The organism is Croceicoccus pelagius, from assembly GCF_001661915.1.
In the GTDB taxonomy this organism is placed as follows: Bacteria; Pseudomonadota; Alphaproteobacteria; order Sphingomonadales; family Sphingomonadaceae; genus Croceicoccus; species Croceicoccus pelagius.
Genome location: NZ_LYWY01000033.1, coordinates 1 through 25,100 on the forward strand (window position 1 = coordinate 1; position 25,100 = coordinate 25,100).

The following is a 25,100-nucleotide window of genomic DNA, read 5'->3' on the forward strand; positions in this document are numbered from 1 at the left end:
GAGGGCGTAGCCCGAGCGGGGGTCGCCAACACCCGGATTGTCATTTCTGTCAGGGGTTGGGGCGTGCTTTTCGTGCCTGGCTCTGGGCCAGACGATAGCTCTCGCCATTCATTTCCAGGATGCTGACGTGGTGGGTAAGCCGGTCGAGAAGCGCGCCGGTCAGGCGCTCGGAACCGAACGTTTCGGTCCATTCGTCGAACGGCAGGTTGCTGGTGATCAGCGTCGAGCCACGCTCGTAACGCTGCGAGATCAGTTCGAACAGCAGTTCCGCGCCGGTCTTTGACAGGGGAACGAACCCCAGCTCGTCGATGATGAGGAGCTTGTATCCGGCCATCTGCTTTTGCAGGCGCAGCAGGCGGCGTTCGTCGCGTGCTTCCATCATTTCGCTGACCAGCGCGGACGCGGTGGTAAAACCGACTGTCAGACCCTTCTGGCAGGCCGCGAGGCCCAGGCCGATCGCGACATGGGTCTTGCCGGTTCCTGACGGGCCAAGGGCGATGACGTTCTCGCGCCGGATGATCCATTCGCAGCGCGCCAGTTCGAGCACCTGCATCTTGTTGAGCTTCGGGATGGCGGTAAAATCGAAGCTGTCGAGGCTCTTGGCCGCCGGGAACCGCGCGGCCTTGATCCGGCGCTCGACCATCCGCCGTTCCCGGTCGATCAGTTCCAGTTCGACAAGCCGGGCAAGATAGCGGACATGATCCACGCCCTCTGCCGCGCATTGCCGGGCCAGCTTGTCATGCTCACGCAGGAACGTCGGCAGCTTGAGCGTCTTGAGGTGATTGGTGAGCAGCAGTTCGGGAGCCGGGCTGCTCATGCCGCGTCCTTCGTCTCGCCCGACAACAGCCGCATGTACGAGCGCGCCGATGTCGTCTCCACCCTCGTCCTGGGCAGGTAGGGATAGATCGCCATATCCAGTCTGGGCACCCGGCGTTCAACCCGGCACAATACAAGGTGCTTCACCGCATCGAAGCCGATCGCGCCCATATCAAGGGCCTGCTTCACCGCGGCATGCAGATCGGCAAGCGTGAAGCTTTCCAGCAGGCGCAGCACCTGCACATACTCGCGCCGGCCATGCTTGCCCCCATGACGGTTCAGGCGCGCTTCCATCAGCCGGCGCAGCGTCACAAACGCCTCGGGCAGGTTCCAGCCTTGCAAGGGCGCGGCCTGATCGAGGGCATTGATCTTCTGTTCGATCAGGGGAAGGTAATGGACCGGATCGAAGGTCACGTCTTCGCGGCTATAGCTGCGGGGATGACGGGCAATGACCTCGCCCCGGCAGCCGATCACCACCTCGCCGACATAGCCCCTGATCCATACTTCCTGGTGGCCGAAGCGTACCGGTACCGAGTAATCATTGGTCCGGTAGCGCACCAGCGCCTGCGACGAGACCTGGCCGCTGGTCTGGTCACAGGCCTCGAACGGCGATGCCGGAAGGTCCTGCATCGCCGCCAGATCGCGTTGCAGTCTCTCGCCGATCGTCTCGTTCTCGCCGCGCAGCCGATCGTTCTGCCGTTTGCGGCATTGCTCCTCGAGCCACAGGTTGAACGCCTCCCATGTCGCGAACCGGGGGATCGGGACCATGAAGTTGCGGCGGGCATAGCCGACCAGACCTTCCACGCTGCCCTTGTCGTTCCCCTTGCCAGGGCGGCCGTAACGATCGCGGATCAGGTAGTGCGACAGAAAGGCGCTGAACAGCCTCGCGCGCCGCCGCGTGCTGTCAGGAAGGATCTTAGAGACCAGGCAGCGATCGTTGTCGTAGACGATCGAGAGCGGTACCGCGCCGAAGAACGCGAAGGCATGAACGTGGCCGTCCATCCACGCCTCGGCAACGGCCGCCGGATAGGCCCGCACGTAGCAGGCATCGCTGTGCGGCAGATCGAGCACGAAGAAGTGCGCCTTCTGCTCCACACCGCCGATCTCAACCAGAGCCTCGCCGAAATCAGCCTGTGCGTGGCCGGGGGCGTGCGCCAACGGCACGAACATCTCCCGGCTGCGCTGAACCCGCTCCCGGATGTAATCCTTGATGATCGTGTAACCGCCGGTGAAGCCATGCTCTGCGCGAAGGCGGTCGAACACACGCTTCGCCGTATGGCGCTGCTTGCGCGGAACCGACCGGTCCCCTTCCAGCCAGCCATCGATGATCGGTATGAACGCTTCCAGCTTCGGTCGCCGCACCGGGGCGCTGCGACGGTAACCGGGCGGCACCGAATACGACAGCATCTTGCGAACCGTGTCGCGCGATATGTTGAAATGCTTCGCTGCCTCGCGCTGGCTCATCCCTTCAGAACACGCCAGACGAACCCTCAGGTAAAGTTCCACGGTGTAAATCCCTCATCCCTCCTCGCCAGCTTCGCGAAAAGGGAAAAGTGGACGACTTTTACGCCGCCCGCAGCAGCACTGCGCCGCCGCTACCGTGGCCTAATTTTGCACCGCCGTTCTCAGTTGTGCCATGGCGGATGTCGGCGCGACAGCGGCCGCCGCAGCCATGATGCCTAGGCTTGCGGCCCCGAGCAGAGAGTGGATTCTGGCAGTCATATGCAAGACCTCCTTGATAGCCAAGCGACAGCTCCGTGCGAGTGCAAGCACCCGCCCGCCAAAGCGGAACACCGGTTACTGGACGATGCTGCCCTTCCGGCAGACAAAGCAGTCGCTTCCCAATTCGGGTGCGACCGCGGCCGCGCCCCCCTGAACGACGGCGTTATTATGGCTGTGGCCCGACTTTGGGTTGTCAGCGGGATCGTGCCGTCGAAGAAATGCTATGCAGCGATCGGAATGCAGGCAAATTCGAAGTGCTCATGGCTGTCATGAACGCGATCGATCACCGATTTCCCTGTCGGTTGGAAAAGAGCGCGACATAGCTTTCGACCTGTTCGACGAACCACGCCACCATCGGATCGCGCCGCCGGTGCGCGGCCCACTGGGCGACGATCGTTGTTTCCTCCCTTTCGAAAGGAGCCGAAACCACTTTCACCGGCATTGTCTCGGCAAAATGCTGAAAAAGCCAGCCGCTGCCGGTAGCGACGAGATCGCTGCCGATGACGATGGCGGGCAATGCTGCCTGCGAACTGGTGCGCATGGCAATACGCCGTTCGTTCAACAGCTCGACCGTGCGCGGATTGACGGTGAGAAAGGCCGTCCTTTCGTCACGCGCAACAACGTGGCGTGCGGCACGATATTGTGCGTCGTCAATCTCGTATTGTCCGGCCAGCGAGGAATGACCGGTCCAGATCATGCATGACACATATTCCGTGAGGATGGGCAAGGTGTCGAGTCCCGCCAGAGCAACGTCCTGTGGCATCAGAAGCAGGTCCGCCCCCCGGTTGATCGCTTGATGGGGTGTCGACAGATCGAGTGGTATGACGTCGACCGAAAGACCGGGGGCAGCGGCCAGCAGCCGTCGGACGACCGGCCCCAGCAACATCTGCTCCACGACATCCGAAGCAGCGACGGTGACAGTGCCCAAACTTGTCAGCGGATCGAAGGACAGCGCGAAATTGAATACCCCGTCTACGTCTCGCAGCACCCGCCGTACCTCACTTTTGAGCGCAAGGCCAAGCGGGGTAAGTTGTTGTTCGCCGCCCGCATGGATGACAAGGTCGTCGCTGAAATGTTCTCGCAATCGGCGAAGCGCATGGCTCATCGCCGATTGACTAAGCCGCACGCGGCGGCCGGCTTCTGTTAGAGTCGGGGCATGGAGGATTGCATCGAGCGGATATAGAAGATTGATATTGAGACGCCGCACGGACTCGCCGTCACCTGCCGATGGCGTTGCGCTCATTCCGCAGCCCGATCGAGCGATCGCATCCCGTACCTTTCAGAATTACCCAGCCAGTAGGCGCATTCTGGCTCGCGATCCCCGCGAATTCAAGTTGCCACGACTATAGCGGGGGTAAGGGGGGCGTCATCGATAGGGTCCGCTGCCCCCAGGGCGAATGTCGCCTTGCTCAGCTCTATCGTGCGCTATTCTCGCAGACGCCGGACGTTTGAATTTCAGCAAACGGTCTTCGACAATGCCGCCTCGTTCGTAGGCAATCTCCACTTTGTCCATTGTGGCGAGTTCGTTGCCAAGTGCGGCCATGCGGCTTGCGTCGAGCGGAAGATTGTCGATCCCGACGATCACGTCGCCGGGTTGCAGGCCGAACCGTGATAGGAGTTCCCGGTCGGTCTGCGCGGTGATCGGATAGCCGGTCGTGCCCATGCGCGGCGTTGCGGGGCCGAAACGCAACCCTTCGGCAAAATCGCGGCCTTCGGTTTCGCCCAGATATGCTTCGGCGGCAGGCGTTGCGCCAATCGTGCCAAGGCCTGTCGTATCCTGACCGCCTTGCAGCAGGACGAATTCGTCGCCTGCCATTGTCGTACTGTGCGATGCACCCTGCCAGAGAGCTGTCGCGGCGACGATGACAATCGCCGCCACGGCCGCAATCGGCGCAAGCCGGCCCGCCGCGCCAAGAAGGCGCGACAGACCAGCTGCTGGTGCCGGCTTCGTCAAAGGTTGCCGAGTGCCCACGGTCCGCGGATCGCGAAGGTCACGCCCGGGGTCTGGACGTTGACGAAGAGCGTCTGGCCGTCGAAATCGAACGTCGCGCCAGCGAACTCGTTGCCCCGGTCGTCCTTTGCCGCAAACTGACCCGAACGGCCCATCGCTGCCAGATCGGCATCGCTGAGGTTGATGTTGTTCTTGGCAAAGATGTAAGCCTCACCGTGATCGGTGTAGCCCATCAGGCGGTTGCCGGCACCGAACTCGTCTTCGACGGCATCGCCGTCGTCGCAAGTGAGGATGCCGCCGCGCGGCGAGATCGTGATGTTATCGGGGTTGTTACCGGCGACTTCGCTGGCCGCAGCATAGAGCAGGGTCATCGTGCCGCGTTCCGGATCGGAGGTGCTCGGCGTGTAGATCCACACTGCGCCCTGACCGCGGCCGTCACGACCGCTGCCGTCACGGCCGAATGCGGTGTCGACGATGGCGATCGTATCGCCATGCTGCCAGATTCCTTCGCCGCGGCTCATCGTCAGGCCGCCCTTGCCCAGACCTTCGAGGTAGGGGCCCGAGGCGCCACCGACGGGGTCGGCATCGGGATTGTCGATGTCCACCCATTCGATTTCGAGCGTCTGGCCGACTTCGGCGACCGCGTTGTCACCGCCGAGGGCGAGAAGCTTCGCCTGATCGACGCCGACGACTTTCGCCGCCTGCAGTTGGCCGCCCTTTGCCAGGGCACCATATGCCGGCGTCGTGTCGTTCGGCTTGAAGCGATAGAAGCCCGAGACATTGCGGCGGTCTTCGGTTTCGTAAACGTAGCCGGTTGCCGGATCGACGGCGATTGCTTCGTGATAGAGGCGGCCCATGGCGACGATCGGCTGGCCGGTGGTTTCTTTCGGATCGATCGAGCATTCGAAGACGTAGCCGTGCTTCTTTCCGCCCAGCGCAGTGCCGTCGTAGAACGTCTCTTCGCAGGTGATCCAGGTGCCCCAGGGCGTCACGCCGCCGGCGCAGTTGTTGAAGGTGCCGCCGATCGTGGCGTAGTTTTCGATCAGCTTGCCGTTCCGAACCTTGAGAACGTCGCAGCCGCCGCCGACGAGCTGTCCGCTCTGTACTGCGGTGTCGTACTGGGCAGGCGCGTCGATAAGGCTGGGGGCGCCCTGAACTTCGTGGTTGCGGATGAGGTAGGTGTCCTGACCGCCCTTGCCGCCCATGGAAACCACGCCCATGCCGTCGTGTCGCGGCGCGACAATGCCGCCGTCGGTCATCTTGTCGCCGGTCCAGCTCATAGAGCGGTAGGTGAACCCGCGCGGCAGTTTCAGCAGTTCAAGGCCGGTTTCCTGATCCTTGACCGGGAAAAGCGGGCCATAGGGGCTTGCGACGGGGGCAAGTTGACCGTTGGTGTGGGCAGCCATGGCCTGACGCGTCATCAGGCCACCAAGAACGCCTGCCAGAGCGGTGGCCGCACCGGCCTTGGCACTACCGCGCAACAGCGCGCGGCGGTTGATTGCATTGATTTCCATGTGTCCCTCCATTTGCGTCGGGGCAAAGCCGACGACGAATCGACACACGGTAGTTAGGTGTTAACTATTACAGTTTTTTCGAGTTCAAGACGGTTTGGTGAAAGTGACAGATATGCTTTTGCAGTACGACAATTATGTCATAAATCCTGTCGATCAAATATCGGCTAAGTTGTATTATGATTAATTGAAAATCTTCTACCATTACCAAAATTAAGCCGAGATATATATTTGTTTTGAATTAAATATCGGAGGTCTTTGGGCTTTGATATTGAATGGCGTGTGGATATTTTTCAAGATTTTCTGCCCAAACGATGGCTTTCAGGATTTGAGCGGACACCCGACTGCTGGGATCACGGCGTCGAGAAGACTTCACACGGTTTGGAACGGCGAAGACTGGGGCGCAAACCAGAAACTCGGGGTCAACCTTACCGGCAGCGGAATCCGAAGAAGCGCCATCAGGCGCCTTCACAGATTTTCAGAAAGGCGCGGATCCCCGCCGTGAAGTACCTGGCCTTGTGCGTCATGATGTAGAACCGGCGCTGCAAATCGAGTTCGGGGACTTTGATTTCAACAAGCCGGCCTTGCGAAATGAGATGCTGCGCTGCGACGCGCGGGACGCAACCAATCAACGGACTGACGGCCGCCATTTCGAGAATGGCTTCTATCTGCTGAAGCTCCATGCCGATGCGCCAGCGGCTCAGGTGCGGCCGGATGGCCGTGTCGAGAGTCTGCCGGGTACCCGATCCCTTTTCCCTGACGACCCAACGCTCGGCCAGGACATCATCGATGCTCCACGCCTCTCTCCCGGCCAAATGATGCGATGACCCGCAGATCAGGATCAGTTCGTCATGGAGCCAGTCCGTGAGGACAAGGTCCGGGTGTTCATATGCCCCTTCGACAAGCGCCAGATCGAGCGAGAAGTCGACGATCCGGGCCGCGATCTCCGCGGTATTGCTGATTTCCAGCGTAGGCGTGGATCCTTCGTGCCGCTGGCAGTAGGCGCTGATCAGGCGGGGCGCGATGTAGTTGCCGATTGTCTGCGTGGCACCCAGACGCAAAGGCCCCGGCCCGGCCCTGCCGGCCAGAAGTTCGTCGATTTCTACGGCGCGGCTCAGAAGTTCCAGCGCAGGCACGAGGAGCGAGCGACCGGTCTCGTTGATCTTCAGTCGCTTGCCCGCACGGTCGAAAAGCGAACGGCCATAGCGCCGTTCCAGTTCGATGAGCGCGGTGCTCGCTGCGGATTGCGACATCGAAAGCTCCGTAGCGGCAGCCGAAATGCTTCCCGCACGCGCGACGGCCACAAAGATTTCGAGATGCCGGAGACTGAACTTCATATCTATCACGTAGATATATCAAATCGATATTACCAGCTTTCTGGATAATGGAGGATCACCTAGATCGCAGACGTCCAGCATGGAGAATTGAGATGGCAAGTCTGCGCACCGAAAGCGTCCTCAGCGTCAATCACTGGAACGATCGGCTCTTCAGCTTCCGGACGACCCGCGATCCTTCGTTTCGGTTCGAAAGCGGGCACTTCGTGATGTTGGGCATGCGTCTGAGCGGCAAGCCCTTGATGCGCGCGTTCAGCATCGCCAGCCCCCACTATGCGGACGAACTGGAATTCTTCAGCATCAAGGTGCCAGATGGCCCGCTGACATCCCAGCTGCAGCATATCGTCCCCGGCCAGGATATCGTCGTTAGCAACAAGCCGGTGGGTACGCTTGTCATTCGCGACCTTCGCCCCGGCCGGACACTTTACCTGTTTGCGACCGGAACCGGACTCGCGCCGTTTCTCAGCATCGTCCAGGATCCGGAGACCTACGAGAAGTTCGAGAATGTGGTCGTCGCGCACGGCGTGCGGACTGTCGGCGAACTGGCCTACTCAAACTTTCTGGGCAAGGAGCTTCCCGAGCACCCCTATCTGGGCGAACTCGTTGCCGGCAGACTGCACTACTACCCCACTGTCACGCGCGAGGCGTTTCGTAACACCGGGCGCCTCACTGGGCTCGTGCAGTCCGGAAAGCTCGCAGCCGACCTCGATCTGCCTGCGCTCGATCCGCGGCTGGACAGGGCGATGATTTGCGGCAGCGCCGCCATGCTGCGCGACATGTCTGGCGTACTGGACGACCTGGGCTTCGAAATCTCGCCAGGCACGGGCGAACTCGGAGATTACGTAATCGAGCGCGCGTTCGCAGAGAAATAAGTGCCTTGTCAGGGCAATTCGAACGTCGGCCTGTCAGTGGATGTCGAATGCTCGGCAACCTCCACCTCCTGCTGTGCAGAAAACCATGCCGCGATCGCCTTGGGGTTCGACCGGAAATAGAGATGCACGTAGCTGGCAAGCAGCGAGCCGTGTTCGTATACCGCCTCGCTGCGTCCGCCGTTCGGATTTCGGGATCGCGCGGACGGGGGCAGGGTCGTTTCGACGCGCGAATAATGGAATGCGTGCCCCCGCACCGGACCATCCGGCAATCCGACCACTTGAAGGCCAAGACCGGCCAATCGTTCCTGCATGATGGTGCGGCCTGGCATCAGGTTCGCCATCGACGCGTTTGACCCGTCGACCAGTTGCAATGACTGCATGCAAACCATCATGCCCCCACATTCGGCGAGAACCGGCTTGCCTTGCGCATGATGGCGGCGAAGATCGCGCTGCCAGTTCCCGTTCGCGGCCAAGGTCGTGGCATGAAGCTCCGGATAACCGCCCGGCAACCAGAGCGCATCGCAATCAGGCAGGCCCTCGTCCGCCAAGGGAGAAAAGAAACGCAGGTCTGCTCCCCACTCGCGCAAGACGGCCAGGTTGTCGGGATAGAGGAAGGCGAAGCAGGCATCGCGGGCAATGCCGATCCGCACCCCCGACAAGGCAGTGCCATCGACCGCCGATTGCGGACAAGCCGTGAAAGCCACTGCGGGCGGCAGGGTGTCGACACCTGTCGGAAGGGCAGCGGCAGCGGTGTCAAGACGGTGATCGAGGTCCGCGATCTCTTCCGCCATCAGCAGGCCCAGATGCCGCGATGACAATTCAAGACCGGAACTTCGCTCGATCGCACCCATCCAGCGAACCGGGCCGCGAACGCTGTTGCGAAGCATCTCTGCGTGTCGCGCGCCCGCCACGCGGTTGGCGATGACGGCGTCGATGCGGATATCGTCGCGGTATTTCGCCAGCCCGTGCACGATCGCGCCGAATGTCTGTGCCATGGCCGAACCGTCGATTACCGCCAGCACAGGCAGTCCGAACCGCGCGGCGATGTCGGCGCTGGACGGATCGCCGTCGAACAGGCCCATGACCCCCTCGACAAGGATGATGTCCGCTGCCCGTGCCGCTTCGTGCAGCAGGCGGCGGCATTCCGCCTCACCCACCATGAACAGGTCAAGCGGATGGACGGGATGCCCGCTTGCCTGCTCAAGGATCATCGGGTCCAGGAAGTCCGGCCCGCACTTGAAGACGCGCACGCGCAGCCCTACGTTGCGATAACGACGGGCCAGCGCCGCCGTCACCGTCGTCTTCCCCTGTCCCGATGCGGGCGCGGCGACCATCAGGGCCGGGCACTGCGCCGCGTCGGGCGTGGTATCGTCGATCACAGGTCGATGCCTTGCTGTGCCCTGATTCCGGCGCGAAAGGCGTGCTTTACGTCGCGAATGGCGCTGACCGTATCGGCGGCCTCGATTAAGGCATCGTGCGCCGCCCGTCCGGTGATGACGACATGCTGCATTGCGGGCCGCGCCTCTATCGCGGGCATGATCTCTTCCAGCGAGAGATAGCGATAAGTGACGAGATACGTCAGCTCGTCCAGAACGACGAGGTGGACCGACGGATCGGAAAGCGCCTCCTTCGCCTTTTCCCAACCGGCGCGGGCGGCGGCGATATCGCGGTCCCGGTCCTGCGTTTCCCAGGTGAACCCTTCGCCGCAGCGTTCCCAGCGCATGTTCGGATCGCGGGCGAAGTAGGCGCGTTCGCCCACTTCCGCCTTGCCCTTGATGAACTGGAAGACAGCGGCCTTTTGGCCATAGCCCAGCGTGCGGGCAACCATGCCGAACGCGGACGATGACTTGCCCTTGCCGTTCCCGGTGACGACCAGCAGCAGCCCCTTGTCGACATTGGCGGCGGCGATGCGCTTGTCCACCGCCTCCTTATGCTTCGCGGTGCGGGCCTTGTGCTGACGATCTGCGGCGGCCTTGTCGGCTGTCATCACCGGCTGCTGACCGGCACGGTCAGTCCGGCAAACCGTTCGGCCGCGATATGCGCGATGGCCGCGATGCCCGTCCAGCTGAGCGTCGCCATCAGCGTGCCGGGGAAATAACGTTCCAGCCGCGGCAGCCAGCCCGCGATCGTCGCATCGGGGAAATGCCCGCTGAGCGCGTAGAAACCGCCGCTGGAAAACGCGTTGGACAGCAGGGCCGCAAAGCTCACCAGCAGGATCAGCGCGGGCAGCGTGGCCGGCGTCATGCCGATGCGCGCGGCGCCGAAGCGTCCGGCCAGCCACATCGCACCATAGGCAGGCAGCAGCATCCAGTAGGCGACGGTGAAGCAGAAATCGGACCCGCCCATCACGCCGATCGTCACGACATCGATGGCAAAGCCCAGCACGAACAGCGCCGGAAAGGCGAGGCGCGAGCGGATGTAGAAACCGGCCACGAAAAAGCTGGCAAGGCTGGTTTCGGGAAGGTGGATATATTCGCTGAGCGAATGGGGCCGGGTCGCCAGCATGACGATGGCAAGGGCGGCGAACACGATCGCGTCGAAACGCCGGATGGCGGGTAGCGAATTGGAATGGGTTGGCAAGGCAGTCATCATCGGTCTCCTTTTCGGATGAGAGCGATGCGTCGCCCGTGGACGATGCCACAGGACGGGAGGCCGGGACTGGGATCCACGGCGCGCAGCAATCTTCGCAAGTGCCGAATGACGCGGCCCTTCCCCTCAACGCACACACAAGTGTCGTCCATCAAGGAACAAGGCCCCTCGTTCGTCCGGTACATCCCGCCCGGGCGAAGAACGACGGCAACGGGCCGGTTTCCTGACTAGCCGGTTCGACGCGAAACTTGCCGCCTTCTCGGAAAGAAACACTTCCTTCCAATGGCATAGTGGCAAGCCGCTCACCAGCGACAGTTGCGGGAGCAGTGCCGGATCGCGATGGCGGACCATCGTGCCGGACTTCCCGATTAAGCCCTTGCGGGCACCCGTTACGCCGGCGGCAATAGGGCCGATTAAAGCGGCAGGCAAGTGTTCGCATTTGCACAACACGCTTGCCAGCCACGCGCCATGCGATTATCCGCCCGCCCAAGCGACAGGTTCCCCGCAAGGGGATTGAAAGGGAACGCGGTTCAAGACCGCGGCTGCCCCTGCAACTGTGAGCGGAGAGCCATCGGCCATCATGCCATTGGGGTTTCACAGCCCCGAGAAGGCGGCCGGACCGGCATCGACCCGCAAGCCAGGAGACCTGCCTGACGCCGTCGTTCTTCGTCCGGACAGGGTGTGCCGGCCGAACGGGGAAGTTCCCTCGCGAAACGACAGCCATTGCCTCGTGCGGCGCGTGCCGGACGGGATGGTCGTTGCGTGTTGGCATCGGCCTTTCCCCCCGACGCAATCCGCGCGTGGCGTCTTGTCACTTGTGGGGATTGTCCATGCCCGAATACCGTTTTTTCACCCTTCCGGCCGTTGCCTTTGGCCTCTCCATCGCGCCCGCCGCTTTGGCCAACGCAGTCGGCGAAGAGATCGTCGTATCGGTGTTGCGTACGCCGGTAGAAATCGACCGCGTCGCTGCTTCCGTGACCGTGCTGGATCTGGAAGAGATCGAGGCGCAGCAGCCTGTTGCGCTGACCGACGTACTGGTACGTACCGCCGGCATCGGCATCACCCGCAACGGCGGATATGGCACGGCGACGTCGTTGCGTATTCGCGGTGCCGATGCCGGGCACAGCGTGCTGGTGATCGACGGGATGCGCCTGTCCGACACCTCAACCACCGATGGCGGCGCCGATTTCGGCGGACTGTTCGCCGACGACATCGAACGGATAGAGATCCTGCGCGGGCCGCAGTCCGTGTTGTGGGGCAGCAATGCCATCGGCGGCGTCGTCAACGTCGTCACGGCCAGGCCTACCGCGCCGCTGGAAGGCCGCTTTGCAGTCGAGGGCGGGTCGCGCAGTACGCTGAACGCGCGCGCCGGGGCGGGCGGCAGCAGCGACGCCATCGACTGGCGTATCGCGGGCAGCACGTTCACCACCGACGGCATCTCGGCCCGCGCCAACGGGAACGAGCGCGACGGTTACAGCCGCCAGTCGGGCAGTGGCACGCTGACGGCGCGGCTGGCACCTGACCTCGCGCTTGACCTGCGCGGATATTACGCCAACGGGCGCAACGATTTCGACGGGTTTTCGGGCGACAGCCGCGCCTATGGCCTGACGCAGACCTGGTCCGCCTATTCGGGCCTGAACGCCGCGTTTCTCGACGGCCGGTTCACCAACCGCATCGCGGTGATCGAGAACCGCACCGACCGCGACAACTTTGACCCGGTCCGCAGCATTCGCCAGCAGACCTTCGACGCGCAAGGCCGCACCCGCCGCTACGAATACCAGGGCGGACTGGCGCTGGCAGACGGCATCGACCTCGCCTTCGGGGCCGAGCGAGAGGAGCAGCGGATGCGGACCGCTTCGCCCGGCAACAACACCGCGCCGATCAGCGTCACCCGGGCCGAAGCGGATATCGACAGCCTCTACGCCCAGGCGCGCATCAGCCCTATGCAGGCGCTGACTGCCGAGGGCGGCATCCGCCACGACAGCCATTCGCGGTTCGGCGGCAACACCGTGTTCAGCCTGGGCGCCGCTTTCGCGCCCGGCAACGGCAATACCGTCGTGCGCGCCAACTATGCCGAGGGGTTCAAGGCGCCCTCGCTTTACCAGTTGTTCACGCAATACGGATCGGCGGACCTGCGGCCCGAACATGCGCGTGGCTGGGAAGCGGGGATCGAACAAAGCCTCGCCGATGATCGCGCCACGATTGCGGTCACCTATTTTCAGCGCAAGAGCGACAATTTAATCGATTTTGCCTATTGCCCGACCACCGGGACGCCGCCCGCCCAGTGCTATATTCCCGGCACTCAAGTGGAGCGGTTCGGTTATTACGCCAACATCGACCGCACCCGCGCACGCGGGGTGGAGGCGACCGCATCGGCGCAATTCGGGCCGGTTTTCGCGCGCGGCAATTTCAGCTGGATCGATGCGGAGGACCGCAGCGATGGCAGGCAGCTGCCACGCGTGCCGCGCTATCTGGCCAATGCCACGCTCGGCTATTCGGCGCCTGCCGGTCATTCACTGTCGGTCGCGCTCAGATACGCAGGCAAGAGCCGGGACCGGGCGGGCGGCGTGATGCTGGACGATTATTGGCTGACCGATCTGCGCGGTGAAGTCGCGTTGGCAGAAGACCTGTCGCTCTATGGCCGGGTCGAGAACCTGTTCGATACCGATTACGCTACGGCCAGCGGCTATGGCACATTGGGCCGCAGCTTTTATGCCGGCGCAAGGGCACGGTTCTGATGCTGGCGCGGGGCAGCAGCGGCCCTTCGGTGGTGGTGTGCAGCACGTGCCGCCTGTCCGCCGAGAGCCGAGAGGACGATGCCGGGCAGCGCGGCGGCGCGCTGCTCGCGCAGGAAATGCGCGCGTTGCAGCAGGCGGACGACCGCTATGCCGCCATCGAGGTAGAGGAGATGTCCTGCCTGTTCGCCTGTTCGCGGCATTGCGCGGTGCATCTGCGCGCGCCCGGCAAGATCGGATACGTCCTCGGCGATTTCACGCCCGATGCACAGAGCGCGCAGGCGATTCTCGACTATGCGGTGCACCATGACGCCAGCGCCGAGGGGCAGGTGCGCTATGCCGACTGGCCCGACGGCGTCAAAGGCCACTTCATCGTGCGCGTACCGCCCGAAGGAGGGATCGTCGCATGACCCTGTTCGCCGATCCCGCCGCCTTCGCCGCAGCGTTGTACAGCCTGCCTGCGCCCGATCCTGCCGCGCGAAAGGCCGCCGCTCAGCGACAGGCCGAACTGACCAAGCCTGCCGGTTCGCTGGGCCGGTTGGAAGAAATCGCGCTGTTCATGGCGGGGTGGCAGGGCAATGGCCGACCACGGGCCGATCGCATCGCGGCGGCCATCTTCGCGGGCAACCATGGCTGTGCCGCGCAAGGGGTTAGCGCCTTTCCGCCAGAAGTCACCGCGCAGATGGTGGCCAACTTCGAGGCGGGCGGTGCGGCGATCAACGCGTTGACCCATGCCTGCGGGGCCAGCCTCTCTGTCGTGGCGCTCGATCTCGACCGGCCCACCGCCGACATCTCGAGGGCCCCGGCGATGACCGAACGGGAATGCCTCGACGCGCTGAACCGCGGCGCGGCGGCGGTGCCTGACGATTGCCAGCTTTTCATTCCCGGCGAAATGGGCATCGCAAACACCACGCCCGCCGCAGCGCTGTGCATGGCCGCCTTTGGTGGCAGCGCGGCGGACTGGGCGGGGCGAGGCACCGGCATCGACGATGCCGCGCTGGCCGCCAAGCGGCGCGTAATCGAGACGGCTGTGCACTTGCACGGCCTGCACCGTGCCACCGCGTTCGAGACGCTGCGCCGTCTCGGCGGGCGCGAGATCGCGGCGATCGCGGGTGCGGTCCTTGCCGCGCGACTGCGGCGCATCCCCGTCCTTCTCGACGGTTTCATCGTCTGCGCTGCGATTGCGCCGCTGGCGCGCGATGTGCCTGGTATCGTCGATCATTGCCTTGCCGCGCACCAGTCGGCAGAGGCGGCGCATGGACGTTTGCTTGCCGCGCTTCGCCTTGCGCCGCTGCTGACGCTCGACATGCGGTTGGGCGAGGGGTCGGGTGCGGCAGTGGCGGCGCAGATCGTCCACTCGGCGCTCGCCGCGCACAACCGCATGGCGACTTTTGCCGAGGCGGCGGTGGCCGGGGTTTCGTGATACCTTTCACTCTCCACCTGATGCGCCACGGCCCGCCCTTGCGCACCGGTCTGATGCTGGGACATCATGACGAGCCTGCGGCATCGGGCGCGCATGCCGACATGGTTTCGCGTGCGGCGATGCTGGAATTCGGGGCGATCGTGTCTTCCGATCTTGGCCGGGCGGTGGATGGTGCCGCGGCCATCGCGCGTGCGCGCGGCCTGCCGCTGCGCCGTGATGTGCGCTGGCGCGAGTTGCATTTCGGCGTGTGGGACGGGATGCCCGCGTCGGAGATCGACCCGCAGGGGTTGCAACGTTTCTGGGCAGACCCCGATGCCTATCCGCCGCCCGGGGGTGAGCGGTGGAGCGCGTTGCGGCGGCGAGTTCTGTCCGCCATCGATGCGCTGGCCGGGCCCGCCCTGGTGGTCACGCACGGCGGCGCAATGCGGGCGGCGATATCGGTGCTCACCGGGCTCGATCACCGCGGCGTATGGGCTTTCGATCTGCCTTATGGCGCGTGCGTGTCGCTGCGGGTCTGGCGGGGTGAGACGGCGGATACGCCGCTGTCGGGACAGATCACGGACCTGCGATCGTGAAGGCCATCGTCATCGCCTTCCAGTTCATGACGCGCATCCCGCTTCCTGCGGTCGATGCGCGGCCCGCCGACCTCGCGGCGGCGATGCGATGGTTTCCGCTGGCGGGCGTTGCGGTCGGCGCGGTGGTCTGGGGTGCGACCTGGATGGCCGGGGAGGTCGATACAAACCTCGCCGCGCTGGCGGGCGTTGTCGCCTGGGTTGCGATTACGGGCGCGCTGCATCTGGACGGATTGGGCGACGTTGCCGATGGCGCAGGCGCCGCGCACCGCGACAAGGCGCGCCTGTCGGCGGCGATGGCCGATCCGCATATTGGCAGTTTCGGGGTTGTCGCGATCGTCCTGCAACTGGCAGCGAAAATTGTCCTTCTGGGGCTTCTGGCTGAACGGAGCGGGCTCCATGCGCTGCCCGCCATCGGTTGCGTGGCGCGGATCGGGCCGCTGGCATGGGCCATGCTGTTGCCGCCGCTGCATGAAGGGATCGGCACCAAGTTCGCCACCGCCATGGAACCGCGCCATCTTGCGATCTGGGCGCTGGTCGGCGCAGGGCTGGCGTGGTTTCTGCCCGCAATACTGCTTGCCGTTCCTGCGCTGGGGGTATGGGCCCTGTGGGTCCGATCGCGGCTTGGCGGTATTTCAGGCGACAGCCACGGTGCCGGAATCGAACTGGTGGAAACAGCCTTGCTGATCGCCTGCGTGGTGTCGGCGTGACGGACGCGTTCGACTGGCACGGCGGCAGGCTGGACGAGGCGCATGAGCGGTTCGGCAATGGCGATCTGCCCTGGCTGGACTTGTCGACCGGCATCAACCCGCGCGCCTGGCCGGTGCCGGAGAATATCGGCATCGACTGGCAGGCCCTGCCCACGCCATCGGCACTTGCCACGCTGGAACAGGCTGCCGCCCGCCATTTCGGGGTGGATCCGGCCCTGTGCTGCGCCTTGCCCGGCAGCGAGATCGGCCTGCGCGTCTTGGGCCGCCTGCTCGATCTACCGGGCCGCCATATGGCCCCATGCTATCGCACGCACACCGCTGCCTTTCGGAACAGCCATACCGGTGATCCGGCACGGTGCGAGGGCAGGTCCGATGCGGTGGTGATCGCCAATCCCAACAATCCCGACGGCCGCATCCTCAAGCACGCCGAACTGCAACGCTGGCTGTCGGCGCAGCAAGCTGCGGGCGGATGGCTGATCGTGGACGAAGCCTTTGCCGACGCCGTGCCGGAAACGAGTATCGCAGGTCTTGTCGGTGCGGGCCGCAACATGATCGTCCTGCGCTCGTTCGGTAAGTTTTTCGGGCTTGCGGGTGTGCGTCTGGGCTTTGCCATCGCGCCGCCGCCGATCGTTGGCGGGCTGCGCGAAATGCTGGGCGACTGGCCGGTTTCGGCCGCGGCCATCGCGATCGGAACTAGGGCCTATGCCGATACGGTGTGGATCGCAAAGGCGCGCACGGAACTTCCCGTGCGGGAAAGGGCGTTCGACGATCTGCTGCACAGGCACGGCCTTGTGGTGAAGGGCGGCACTTGCCTTTTCAGACTGATCGAAAACGAACGCGCAGGTGCCCTGTTTGAACGATTTGGCCGCAACCGGATCCTGACCCGCCCGTTCGCCGATTACCCGCATTGGCTGCGGCTCGGCGTTCCGGCCGACCGGAATGATCTTGCCCGGATCGAGGCTGCTTTCGCCGATGGCTGAGCCCATAGCCCTGATTGCGCTGGCGCTGGATGGCGCGCTGGGATGGCCCCGCTGGCTTTATCGGCGCGTTGGCCATCCGGTGGGCGGGTTTGCCCGGATCATCGAATGGGGCGCACGGCGATGGAAGCTGCCGATGCGCAGCCCGCGCCAGCGCCGTCTTGGCGGAATCGCGACGCTGCTGCTTGTTACCGGGATCGCAGCTGCGGTGGCCCTCCTATTGCAGTGGGTGGCGATTGAACTGTTGGGTTCCCATGGTTGGCTTGTCGTCGCGATACTGGCCTTTCCGGCGATCGCGCAACGCAGCCTGCTAGAACATGTCCGCCCCGTCCTTGCGGCTCTTGAAAGCCGCAACCTCGGACAAGCCCGCGATGCCGTGGCCCTGATCGTCGGGCGCGACACCGAGCAACTGGACGCGCCCGCCGTGTCGCGCGCCGCCATCGAAAGCCTTGCCGAAAGCTTTTGCGACGGCGTGATCGCACCGCTGTTCTGGCTAATCGTGCTGGGCTTACCCGGCGTCTGGGCGTTCAAGGCGATCAGCACGGCGGACAGCATGATCGGCCATGTCGAGCAGCCTTGGCGCGATTTCGGCTGGGCGGCGGCCAGGGCGGACGATTTTGCCAACTGGCTGCCGGCCCGGATCGCGGGCGCGCTGATATGTCTGTCTGGCGCAGGCGGTTGGCGCACGATGGCGCGCGACCATGGCGAACATGCTTCACCCAATGCCGGATGGCCTGAAGCGGCGATGGCCGGCGCGCTGGGCGTCTGGCTTGCCGGTCCTGTCGCCTACGATGGCGTATGCCATGACAAGCCCGTCATCGGAGCGGGCGGCAAGGCCGGGCCGGGCGAACTTCGCAAGGCCATCGGCATCTACATCAAGGCCTGCGCGCTGGCATGGATTATCGCGGGAGTTCTGGCATGGCCGGTCTAGGTTCGCAGGGCAGTCTGATGTTGCAGGGTACCGGCTCCGACGTGGGCAAATCGGTGCTTGTCGCCGGGTTGTGCCGGGCACTGTCCAATCGCGGGATCTCGGTCCTGCCGTTCAAACCGCAGAACATGTCGAACAACGCCGCCGCCACGCCCGATGGCGGCGAAATCGGCCGGGCTCAGGCGTTGCAAGCCATTGCCGCGCGGGCCGAACCGCACGTGGACATGAACCCCGTGCTGTTGAAACCGCAGGCGGATCGAACTTCGCAAGTCATCGTCCATGGCCGTGTGCGCGGAACGCTTGGGTCATCCTCTTTCCGCGAGGCGCGCGGACAGTTGCTGGGTGCGGTGATGGAAAGCCATGCGCGCCTTTCGGCACGGTGCGATGTGGTCATCATCGAAGGCGCAGGCTCTCCGGCAGAGATCAATCTGCGCGCAGGCGACATCGCCAACATGGGCTTTGCCCGCGCAGCAAGCGTTCCCGTCGTGCTGGTGGGCGATATCGACCGGGGCGGCGTGATCGCGGCGCTGGCCGGGACGAAGGCAGTAATCGACCCGCACGACGCAGCCATGGTTCGCGGTTTCATCATCAACAAATTCCGCGGCGATCCGGCGCTGTTTACCGACGGTTATGCCGCTATCGAACGGATGACCGGCTGGCGCGGGTACGGCGTCGTCCCCTGGCTGACAAAGGCGCATCACCTGCCCAGCGAGGATGCCGTGGTTCTGGAGCGCGCGGCAGGAACGGCAAGGGCCAAAAGGCGGATCGTCTGCCCGATCCTGCCGCGCATCGCCAATTTCGACGACCTCGATCCGCTACGGTCGGAACCCGGCGTGGAACTTGCCATGATCCCTCCGGGCAGCCCGATCCCCGTTGCCGACATGATAGTCCTGCCCGGATCGAAAGCGACGATCGCCGACCTTGGTTTCATTCGCGAACAGGGTTGGGACATCGACATTATCGCGCACCATCGGCGCGGCGGTGTGATCCTGGGCATCTGCGGCGGGTTCCAGATGCTGGGCCGCACGGTCAGCGATCCACATGGTGTCGAGAGTGAGATGAGAAACGCCAAAGGGCTGGGCCTGCTGAATGTGGCAACCGTGCTGTCTGGCAAGAAACAAGTCGCCCAGGTGCGAGGACAGGCACTGGATGCCGATTTCGACGGATATGAAATCCACATGGGGCATACCGAGGGCCCAGATAGCGAACGCCCCTTCGCAATGCTGGGCGATGGCCGCGCCGATGGTGCGCAAAGCGCCGACGGTGCGGTGATGGGCACTTATTGCCACGGACTGATGGGTTCGGGACGGTTGCGACGGTCGCTGTTGGCCCGGATCGGCGCGCAATCGCACGGCGGTAATCAAAGCGCTCGGGTCGATGCGGCGCTGAACGACATCGCCGGCGTTCTTGAAGAGACGCTCGATATCGAGGGGTTGCTCGAGCTGGCCATGGGTGCGCGGACATGAGCAGCCTGCTTGTCCTGGGCGGTGCGCGTTCGGGCAAGAGCCGCTTTGCACAGCAACGCATCGAGCAGTATGCGGGCAAGCTCGCCTTCATTGCGACCGCGCAGCCGTTCGATGCCGAAATGCGGGAACGGATCGACCGGCACAAGGCGGACCGGGGCGAAAGGTGGCATACGATCGAGGCGCCATTCGACCTGATAGACGCGATCCGGGAAGCGGACCGGCAGGCGGACGCGATCCTTATCGATTGCCTGACTCTGTGGCTCTCCAACCTGATGCTTGCGGACAAGCCGATCCCGGCAGCGCAACTGTGCGCCACCGTGGCGCAATGCAGGCATCCGGTAATCCTGGTTTCGAACGAAGTGGGTTACGGGATCGTACCCGAGAACGGCCTCGCCCGCCGTTTCCGCGACGAGGCCGGGCGCTTCAACCAGCAGGTTGCCGCGGCGGTTGATGCGGTAGCGCTTGTAGTAGCTGGCCTGCCAGTGTTCGTGAAACCATGATTGCGGGGCCAGTAGTAAGATCGGCGATTGTCAAGGCGATCAGCCGCTCAGGAGCGGCTGCTATCCTCTGTCCGAATCATCAACTCGAATGCGGTGTCATCGTATTTCTCGTGTCACCACAGACCTGAGCGATTTTCTGGTGCATTGGACCCCGTTGCCATGGGGTCGCGCGACTGTACGGCAAACGGCGCATCAGCAGGGCGCGCCGCCTACCGCCTGATATAGCCCGACCAGCGTCGTGAGTTCGTCGGCCCTGACTTGCACCAGCGAGAGTTCGACGCCGAGCAGGGCGCGCTGGGCGTCGACCTGTTCGATGTAGGGCGTGTAGCCTGCGCGGTAGCGATTGCGCGCGTGGCGCAGCGCGTCGGCGACGGCGGTCTGCTGCGCCACGCGCGCGGTTTCCTGATCCTTGAGATTGGCGAGAACCGCCATCCGGTCCTCCACTTCGCGAAAGGCGTTGAGGACCGTCGAGCGATAGGCCCAGGCGGCCTGGTCGCGTTGGGCCGTGGCGCCGTCGAGCTGCGCCTGCAGCTTGCCGCCCTGGAAGATCGGGGCGAGAATGCTGCCGCCCAGCGACCAGACGCCGATCGGATCGGCAAGCAGGTCGGAAATCACGAGGCCTGCGCTGGCGCCCAAGTCGATCGAGGGCATGAAGTCGGCCCGCGCCATGCGCATTTTCGCGTCGGCCGCAGCGATGCGATACTCGGCCGCGGCCACGTCGGGGCGGCGGCGCAGCAATTCGGACGGTAGCGTTGCGGGCGGAGCCGGTTGACGCAAGTCGGCCAGCGTGCCGCCACGCTCGATCGCGAAAGGCAGCTCGCCGGTCAGGACCGAGAGCGCGTTTTCCTGCCGCGCGATCTGTGCCTTCAGCTGCGGGACGAGCTGCGCGGTGGCCTGGTACTCGGCCTCCGCCTGTCGCAGTTCGAGCTGTGAGGTATAGCCGACTTCGGCGCGGTCGCGAGCGAACTTCAGAGCCTGTCCGCGGGCTTCGAGTGTTGCTGCCAGCACTTCCTGACGCCTGTCGAGTGCGAGGAGCGTGATGTATCCGCTGGCCGTCGCGGCGCTGACCGAGAGGCACGCGGCTTCTTCGGCTGCGGCGCTGGCGGCGACGCCTGCCTCTGCCGCATCGACACGGGCCGCGTTCTTGCCGAACAGGTCGACTTCGTAGGAGGCGCGGAAAGCGGGCTGCACGCCGACCGTGGTGCGCGGCTGTCCGAAGGGGGAAAGCTCGCGCTGCACGGCGCTTTGCGCCCCGGCCCCAATGGATGGCAACAGGTATCCACGAGAGCCGAGTTCGGTCGCGCGGGCTTCTTCCACGCGCGCCGCTGCGATCTGCACATCCGGATTGTGGAGACGGGCCTGTTCGACAAGGCGCGAAAGCTGCGGATCGCCGAAGGTGTCCCACCAGTCCTGTTCGACAGGCGCGGTGACTTCCAACTGCGTGCGCCAGTCCGTGGGCGCTGACACCGCAGCGCCAACCGGGGCGTCCTGAAGCGTGGGCGCGCAGGCGGACAGCGCGAGGGCGCAGAGCGACAGAAGCGCGGTGGACTTGGGCTTCACGATCAGTCCTCCGTGTGTACTGTGGCGACTACCGACATGCCGGGGCCGAGCCGCCTGGCCGCTTCCTGCCCCGTGTCGAGCACGATGCGCACGGCGATGCGCTGCGGCACTTTCACAAAATTGCCTGCGCCGGTGTCAGGTTTTACCACGCTGAACTCGCTGCTGGCGGCAGGTGCGATGCTTTGGACGCGGCCCGCCAGCTTCACGCCGCCCAGCGCGTCGATTTCCAGCGTGGCGCGCTGGCCGACGGCCATGTCGGCAGTCTGCGTTTCCTTGAAGTTCGCGACCACCCAAAGGTCGTCGGGGACGATGTACATGAGCTGCGTTCCGGCAGTGACGAGCTGGCCCACACGCGCGGTCACCTCGCTCAACCGGCCTGCACGCGGCGCGCGGATTTCGGTGCGCGACAGTTCGAACTCGGCAAGCCCTTTAGTGGCCTCGGCACCGGCGACTTGCGCTTCGAGCGCGCCGCGCCCGACATTGACCGAACGGATGTTTTCTAGCGCGATCGCGCGCTGGGCCTGCGCCTGTCGCACGCCCGCCTGCGCCTGTTGCAGCGCGGCGCGGGCCTGGTCGCGTTCGCGCAGCGAGACCGAGCCTTCGTCGACGAGTTCGGCGATGCGGTTCATGTCGGCCTGCGCCTTCTGCAGCCCTGCACGCGCAGCCGCGACTGCTGCATCCTGAAGTTCGAGCTGCGCCTGCGCGGAACGCAGGCTTTGCGCGCTGTTGGCAAGCGTGGCCTTCTGCGCCGCGGTATTCGCTGCGCCCTGCTGCACCTTTTCCTGAAAAGGCGCATCGTCGATCCGCGCAAGCAGATCGCCCTTCTTCACGCGCTGGAAGTCGACCACCGGCACTTCGACGAGATAGCCACCGACTTGCGGGCTGACGACCGTGGTGCGCCCACGGACATAGGCATTATTGGTGGTTTCGTCGCCGCCATCGAACGGCGGTAGGCCCCATGCGAAGAGCGCGGCCAGAACGCCGAGCATGATGGCAACGGCGGCGATGACGACGCGCTGGCGCGAGGGATTGGGCGACCACCCGGTAGCCTGTTCGGGTGCGGGCGCGCTGTCCGGCGCGGCCTCGGTTTCGGGCTGTGACGGAGGGGTATTCGTCATTGTCTGGTCCTTGCGATCATGGCCTCCATGAAGGCCAATTCCTTGGCGAGCGGATTGCGCCCGCGGATCCTGTTGATGAGCCACGGCACGAAGACGGCGACGAATGTCAGCGCCGCCAGCATGCCGATGAGAAAGAAGACGTCGTTGAAGGCGAGAACTGCCGCTTCGCGGCCCACCTTCTGCGTTATGCCCGATGCTGCCACCTGTTGGCGCAGCGCGGGGTCGGTCTGGAAGGGGGCGACGGTCCGCGCGGCATTCCCCAGCGCCTGCCCCAGTTGATGGTTTGCCAGCGTCAGCGTGCTGCCGGCATCGATGAGGTGCGTCTTGAGGCGCACGGTATGAAAGGCCGAAAGCAGCGATATGCCCGCAAGGCCGCCGAGCGATTGCGAAAGCGAGAAGATCGCGATGAAGCCGATCACGAAGCTGGGGCCCGCTGCGATCGCGCGCAGCATGCCTTCCATCATGATCGGACCCATCGCGAAGACCGCGGCAAAGGCGATGGCTGCCTGCGTGACGTACAGATCCTGTGGGCGGGTCATCACGCCGGTTCGCGTGTCGGCAAAGGCTGCGATGCAGATGACGAGGATCGCGAAAAGCACGGGCCGGGTCAGGTCCTTTGGATCGAGCCGCGCGACCGACAGCGCCATGCCGCCGAAGGTGGCGCCGGCCAGCACCCAGAAATAGCCGGTCAGCTGCTCGTTCCCGTAACCGAGGGCAGAAAACAGGCCGCTGGCCCCGAAGCCCTGTTCGGCAACCAGTATGCGCACCGTCGCGCCGACCAGTGCAAGCGAAAGGATCGAGCGGCTCGACAACCAGCTGAGGTCGAGCATCGGGCTCTTGCGGTTAGCCTCGATCAGGAGACAGCCGCCAAGGCCGAGGATCGCGACGGCCAGCGCCTGGCCGAGCCATGGGGTGTCCCACCACTGGATGCGGCCCTGGATGAGGAACGCGCAAAGCGAGGCGACGCCGATGACGAAGAGTGCGATGCTGGGTATGTCGAGCTTCTCGAACGTCTTGTGGCGCACGCCGGGGGGCAGGCGAAGCATGTAGACCATGCCGAAGCCCAGCAGCGACATGGCGAACTGGAACTGGAAGACATGACCGATGTCGCCATCGACCAGCAATGCCGGTGAAAGCGCGCGCGTAAGCGGGAAGGCGACTTGTGTAAGGCCGAGCGAAATCACGAGGCCGCCGACCCTGATTTTGGGCGGAAGCCCCTGCATCAGGTAATAGATGGCCAGCGCCGAAAGCCCGCTCGCCGTCATGCCCGCAACGGCGCGGGCGGCGAGTTCGGGGTAATAACCCGGCTCGATCATTTGTACGAAGTTGGCCGCGACCAGCCCCGCCATGGCCCAGCGTACGAAAGGCTGAATGCCGAATTCCTGTCTTACGCGAAACAGCAGCATGCTCATCGTCGCGTAAGTCGAATAGAACGCGACCGTCAGCCAGCCGGCCTCGACCGGGGTGATTGCGAACTTTGCCTGAAGCGCGGGTGTGTTGGCGAGGAGAAAGCCGTTTTGCGCCCCGCCGACAAGCCCCATGAACACGCCGATTGCCAGATAAGCCGCGCGGCGCGTGTTCGGGTGATCGGGATTGGCGGGAGAGCCGGGGAGAATCGGCATCTCGTGAGGCTTGAACCTGTAACCGCCCAGATCGTCGATGAGAGTGTCGCGGTCGTTCATGGCGCGAGCGGCCCTTCGATCAGGGTGGCTTCCAATGCCGCTGCGAATTCCGCGTCGCTATCGATCCCATCGATCAGCTTGCCGAGCCGGTCGCGGCGGGCGACCGAGCTGGCGGCGGCATAGATGAAGCTGGCGACCTTGAACTCGAGGTGTGCCGGCGGGGTCGGTCGTTTCTCGGCCGCCGCTTGTTCAAGCCTTACGAAACGCCGATGGAGCGGCATCGAAAGCGTTTCGAGAAGCCACTGCGAACGATCGCCATTCACCGTAATGTCGCGCAACAGCAGCTTGGGCACTTCGGGACGCTCAAGCAGATGGGCGAGAAACGCGCGCGCCGACCGGTCGAGCCGCGCCTGCGCATCATCCTCATCGATGCCTTCGACCGCCCGTTCCAACACATCGCGCAGATCGAGGCCCGACTGCGAGACGATGGCCTTCCACAAGCCCAGCTTGCCTCCGAAGCGATAGGAGATGAGCGCGACATCGACGCCTGCGTCCGCCGCGATCTCGCGCAGCGACGTCGCCTCGAACCCTTGGGCTGCGAAGCGTTGCAGCGCGGCTCTGGAGATGGCCGCGCTGGTATCGGTATCGGTTTCCTTTGGGCGTCCGCGCCCGCGTCGTTCAACCATTCACCATT

Annotated in this window: 23 protein-coding genes and 2 riboswitches; of the genes, 10 read left to right on the forward strand and 13 right to left on the reverse strand. The window is 64.3% G+C overall.

What is annotated here, in order from left to right; translation table 11 throughout:
* Positions 1-49 precede the first annotated feature (49 nt).
* From istB to A9D15_RS07435, 6 genes are all read right to left on the reverse strand, one after another.
* Complete coding sequence (istB, locus tag A9D15_RS07405; RefSeq protein WP_066761576.1) at positions 50-817, reverse strand: IS21-like element helper ATPase IstB; 768 nt, start codon at positions 815-817, stop codon at positions 50-52.
* Positions 814-2,322 carry an IS21 family transposase gene (istA, locus tag A9D15_RS07410; RefSeq protein WP_082924210.1) on the reverse strand — a complete coding sequence of 503 codons (1,509 nt, stop codon included), beginning with the start codon at positions 2,320-2,322 and terminating at the stop codon, positions 814-816. The genes istB and istA overlap by 4 nt, the downstream gene beginning before the upstream one ends.
* A gap of 499 nt (positions 2,323-2,821) precedes the next feature.
* Positions 2,822-3,781 carry a LysR family transcriptional regulator gene (locus A9D15_RS07420; protein WP_082924331.1) on the reverse strand — a complete coding sequence of 320 codons (960 nt, stop codon included), beginning with the start codon at positions 3,779-3,781 and terminating at the stop codon, positions 2,822-2,824.
* Between the two features lie 123 nt (positions 3,782-3,904).
* Positions 3,905-4,417: a hypothetical protein gene (locus A9D15_RS07425; RefSeq protein ID WP_156521696.1), complete on the reverse strand. Its 513-nt coding sequence runs from the start codon at positions 4,415-4,417 to the stop codon at positions 3,905-3,907.
* Positions 4,418-4,488: 71 nt separating this feature from the next.
* A complete protein-coding gene (locus A9D15_RS07430) occupies positions 4,489-6,003 on the reverse strand; it encodes an alkaline phosphatase PhoX (RefSeq protein ID WP_066763600.1) in 1,515 nt (504 codons plus the stop codon).
* 455 nt (positions 6,004-6,458) lie between these two features.
* Positions 6,459-7,337, reverse strand: a complete 879-nt coding sequence (locus A9D15_RS07435; RefSeq protein ID WP_066763601.1) for a LysR substrate-binding domain-containing protein — start codon at positions 7,335-7,337, stop codon at positions 6,459-6,461.
* A gap of 92 nt (positions 7,338-7,429) precedes the next feature.
* Here A9D15_RS07435 and A9D15_RS07440 point away from each other — a divergent pair, with 92 nt between their 5' ends.
* On the forward strand, positions 7,430-8,206 hold the full coding sequence (locus A9D15_RS07440) for a ferredoxin--NADP reductase (protein ID WP_066763602.1): 777 nt from the start codon (positions 7,430-7,432) through the stop codon (positions 8,204-8,206).
* 8 nt (positions 8,207-8,214) lie between these two features.
* Here A9D15_RS07440 and A9D15_RS07445 read toward each other — a convergent pair whose 3' ends face one another.
* From A9D15_RS07445 to A9D15_RS07455, 3 genes are read right to left on the reverse strand one after another with little or no spacing between them, the layout of a single operon-like run.
* Positions 8,215-9,585 carry a cobyrinic acid a,c-diamide synthase CobB gene (locus A9D15_RS07445; RefSeq protein ID WP_229660401.1) on the reverse strand — a complete coding sequence of 457 codons (1,371 nt, stop codon included), beginning with the start codon at positions 9,583-9,585 and terminating at the stop codon, positions 8,215-8,217.
* The gene (gene cobO / locus A9D15_RS07450) at positions 9,582-10,193 is read right to left on the reverse strand and encodes a cob(I)yrinic acid a,c-diamide adenosyltransferase (RefSeq protein ID WP_066763603.1); all 612 of its coding nucleotides are present in this window, start codon (positions 10,191-10,193) and stop codon (positions 9,582-9,584) included. The genes A9D15_RS07445 and cobO overlap by 4 nt, the downstream gene beginning before the upstream one ends.
* Positions 10,193-10,798, reverse strand: a complete 606-nt coding sequence (locus A9D15_RS07455; RefSeq protein WP_082924332.1) for a hypothetical protein — start codon at positions 10,796-10,798, stop codon at positions 10,193-10,195. Before A9D15_RS07455 ends, cobO begins: the two co-directional genes overlap by 1 nt.
* A 193-nt stretch (positions 10,799-10,991) precedes the next feature.
* Positions 10,992-11,199: riboswitch (cobalamin riboswitch) on the reverse strand.
* 74 nt (positions 11,200-11,273) lie between these two features.
* A riboswitch (cobalamin riboswitch) is annotated at positions 11,274-11,463 on the forward strand.
* Positions 11,464-11,625: 162 nt separating this feature from the next.
* Here A9D15_RS07455 and A9D15_RS07460 point away from each other — a divergent pair.
* Genes A9D15_RS07460 through cobU form a run of 9 tightly spaced genes read left to right on the forward strand, consistent with a single transcriptional unit; the run spans position 11,626 to position 20,106 of the window.
* Positions 11,626-13,533: a TonB-dependent receptor plug domain-containing protein gene (locus tag A9D15_RS07460; RefSeq protein WP_066763606.1), complete on the forward strand. Its 1,908-nt coding sequence runs from the start codon at positions 11,626-11,628 to the stop codon at positions 13,531-13,533.
* Positions 13,533-13,940 carry a DUF1636 domain-containing protein gene (locus tag A9D15_RS07465; RefSeq protein ID WP_066763608.1) on the forward strand — a complete coding sequence of 136 codons (408 nt, stop codon included), beginning with the start codon at positions 13,533-13,535 and terminating at the stop codon, positions 13,938-13,940. Before A9D15_RS07460 ends, A9D15_RS07465 begins: the two co-directional genes overlap by 1 nt.
* On the forward strand, positions 13,937-14,953 hold the full coding sequence (gene cobT / locus A9D15_RS07470; protein ID WP_066763610.1) for a nicotinate-nucleotide--dimethylbenzimidazole phosphoribosyltransferase: 1,017 nt from the start codon (positions 13,937-13,939) through the stop codon (positions 14,951-14,953). The genes A9D15_RS07465 and cobT overlap by 4 nt, the downstream gene beginning before the upstream one ends.
* A 20-nt stretch (positions 14,954-14,973) precedes the next feature.
* Positions 14,974-15,528: a histidine phosphatase family protein gene (locus tag A9D15_RS07475; RefSeq protein ID WP_066763613.1), complete on the forward strand. Its 555-nt coding sequence runs from the start codon at positions 14,974-14,976 to the stop codon at positions 15,526-15,528.
* Complete coding sequence (locus tag A9D15_RS07480) at positions 15,525-16,235, forward strand: adenosylcobinamide-GDP ribazoletransferase (protein ID WP_066763615.1); 711 nt, start codon at positions 15,525-15,527, stop codon at positions 16,233-16,235. Before A9D15_RS07475 ends, A9D15_RS07480 begins: the two co-directional genes overlap by 4 nt.
* Positions 16,232-17,215: a threonine-phosphate decarboxylase gene (locus tag A9D15_RS07485; RefSeq protein ID WP_066763617.1), complete on the forward strand. Its 984-nt coding sequence runs from the start codon at positions 16,232-16,234 to the stop codon at positions 17,213-17,215. Before A9D15_RS07480 ends, A9D15_RS07485 begins: the two co-directional genes overlap by 4 nt.
* Positions 17,208-18,143 carry an adenosylcobinamide-phosphate synthase CbiB gene (gene cbiB / locus A9D15_RS07490; protein WP_066763619.1) on the forward strand — a complete coding sequence of 312 codons (936 nt, stop codon included), beginning with the start codon at positions 17,208-17,210 and terminating at the stop codon, positions 18,141-18,143. Before A9D15_RS07485 ends, cbiB begins: the two co-directional genes overlap by 8 nt.
* A complete protein-coding gene (locus A9D15_RS07495) occupies positions 18,131-19,606 on the forward strand; it encodes a cobyric acid synthase (RefSeq protein WP_066763621.1) in 1,476 nt (491 codons plus the stop codon). Before cbiB ends, A9D15_RS07495 begins: the two co-directional genes overlap by 13 nt.
* Positions 19,603-20,106, forward strand: a complete 504-nt coding sequence (gene cobU, locus A9D15_RS07500) for a bifunctional adenosylcobinamide kinase/adenosylcobinamide-phosphate guanylyltransferase (RefSeq protein WP_172807489.1) — start codon at positions 19,603-19,605, stop codon at positions 20,104-20,106. Before A9D15_RS07495 ends, cobU begins: the two co-directional genes overlap by 4 nt.
* Before the next feature lie 192 nt (positions 20,107-20,298).
* Here the strand turns inward: cobU and A9D15_RS07505 are convergent, their stop codons facing one another.
* Genes A9D15_RS07505 through A9D15_RS07520 form a run of 4 tightly spaced genes read right to left on the reverse strand, consistent with a single transcriptional unit; the run spans position 20,299 to position 25,092 of the window.
* On the reverse strand, positions 20,299-21,666 hold the full coding sequence (locus A9D15_RS07505) for an efflux transporter outer membrane subunit (protein WP_066763622.1): 1,368 nt from the start codon (positions 21,664-21,666) through the stop codon (positions 20,299-20,301).
* Positions 21,667-21,668: 2 nt separating this feature from the next.
* A complete protein-coding gene (locus A9D15_RS07510) occupies positions 21,669-22,784 on the reverse strand; it encodes an HlyD family secretion protein (protein WP_066763623.1) in 1,116 nt (371 codons plus the stop codon).
* Entirely contained in the window at positions 22,781-24,466 is a 1,686-nt protein-coding gene (locus A9D15_RS07515) for an MFS transporter (RefSeq protein ID WP_066763626.1), read from the reverse strand. Before A9D15_RS07515 ends, A9D15_RS07510 begins: the two co-directional genes overlap by 4 nt.
* Entirely contained in the window at positions 24,463-25,092 is a 630-nt protein-coding gene (locus tag A9D15_RS07520; RefSeq protein WP_066763627.1) for a TetR/AcrR family transcriptional regulator, read from the reverse strand. The genes A9D15_RS07515 and A9D15_RS07520 overlap by 4 nt, the downstream gene beginning before the upstream one ends.
* Between the last annotated feature and the right edge of the window lie 8 nt (positions 25,093-25,100).

Excerpts from the sequence above, each read along its gene's own strand:
- A9D15_RS07475 (WP_066763613.1), top strand. The coding sequence starts at position 14,974 with ATGCGCCACGGCCCGCCCTTGCGCACCGGTCTGATGCTGGGACATCAT.
- A9D15_RS07435 (WP_066763601.1), bottom strand. The coding sequence starts at position 7,337 with ATGAAGTTCAGTCTCCGGCATCTCGAAATCTTTGTGGCCGTCGCGCGT.
- A9D15_RS07510 (WP_066763623.1), bottom strand. The coding sequence starts at position 22,784 with ATGACGAATACCCCTCCGTCACAGCCCGAAACCGAGGCCGCGCCGGAC.
- A9D15_RS07515 (WP_066763626.1), bottom strand. The coding sequence starts at position 24,466 with ATGAACGACCGCGACACTCTCATCGACGATCTGGGCGGTTACAGGTTC.
- cobT (WP_066763610.1), top strand. The coding sequence starts at position 13,937 with ATGACCCTGTTCGCCGATCCCGCCGCCTTCGCCGCAGCGTTGTACAGC.
- A9D15_RS07430 (WP_066763600.1), bottom strand. The coding sequence starts at position 6,003 with ATGGAAATCAATGCAATCAACCGCCGCGCGCTGTTGCGCGGTAGTGCC.
- istB (WP_066761576.1), bottom strand. The coding sequence starts at position 817 with ATGAGCAGCCCGGCTCCCGAACTGCTGCTCACCAATCACCTCAAGACG.
- A9D15_RS07465 (WP_066763608.1), top strand. The coding sequence starts at position 13,533 with ATGCTGGCGCGGGGCAGCAGCGGCCCTTCGGTGGTGGTGTGCAGCACG.
- A9D15_RS07520 (WP_066763627.1), bottom strand. The coding sequence starts at position 25,092 with ATGGTTGAACGACGCGGGCGCGGACGCCCAAAGGAAACCGATACCGAT.
- cbiB (WP_066763619.1), top strand. The coding sequence starts at position 17,208 with ATGGCTGAGCCCATAGCCCTGATTGCGCTGGCGCTGGATGGCGCGCTG.
- A9D15_RS07495 (WP_066763621.1), top strand. The coding sequence starts at position 18,131 with ATGGCCGGTCTAGGTTCGCAGGGCAGTCTGATGTTGCAGGGTACCGGC.
- A9D15_RS07420 (WP_082924331.1), bottom strand. The coding sequence starts at position 3,781 with ATGAGCGCAACGCCATCGGCAGGTGACGGCGAGTCCGTGCGGCGTCTC.
- cobO (WP_066763603.1), bottom strand. The coding sequence starts at position 10,193 with ATGACAGCCGACAAGGCCGCCGCAGATCGTCAGCACAAGGCCCGCACC.
- A9D15_RS07455 (WP_082924332.1), bottom strand. The coding sequence starts at position 10,798 with ATGATGACTGCCTTGCCAACCCATTCCAATTCGCTACCCGCCATCCGG.
- A9D15_RS07460 (WP_066763606.1), top strand. The coding sequence starts at position 11,626 with ATGCCCGAATACCGTTTTTTCACCCTTCCGGCCGTTGCCTTTGGCCTC.
- A9D15_RS07440 (WP_066763602.1), top strand. The coding sequence starts at position 7,430 with ATGGCAAGTCTGCGCACCGAAAGCGTCCTCAGCGTCAATCACTGGAAC.
- cobU (WP_172807489.1), top strand. The coding sequence starts at position 19,603 with ATGAGCAGCCTGCTTGTCCTGGGCGGTGCGCGTTCGGGCAAGAGCCGC.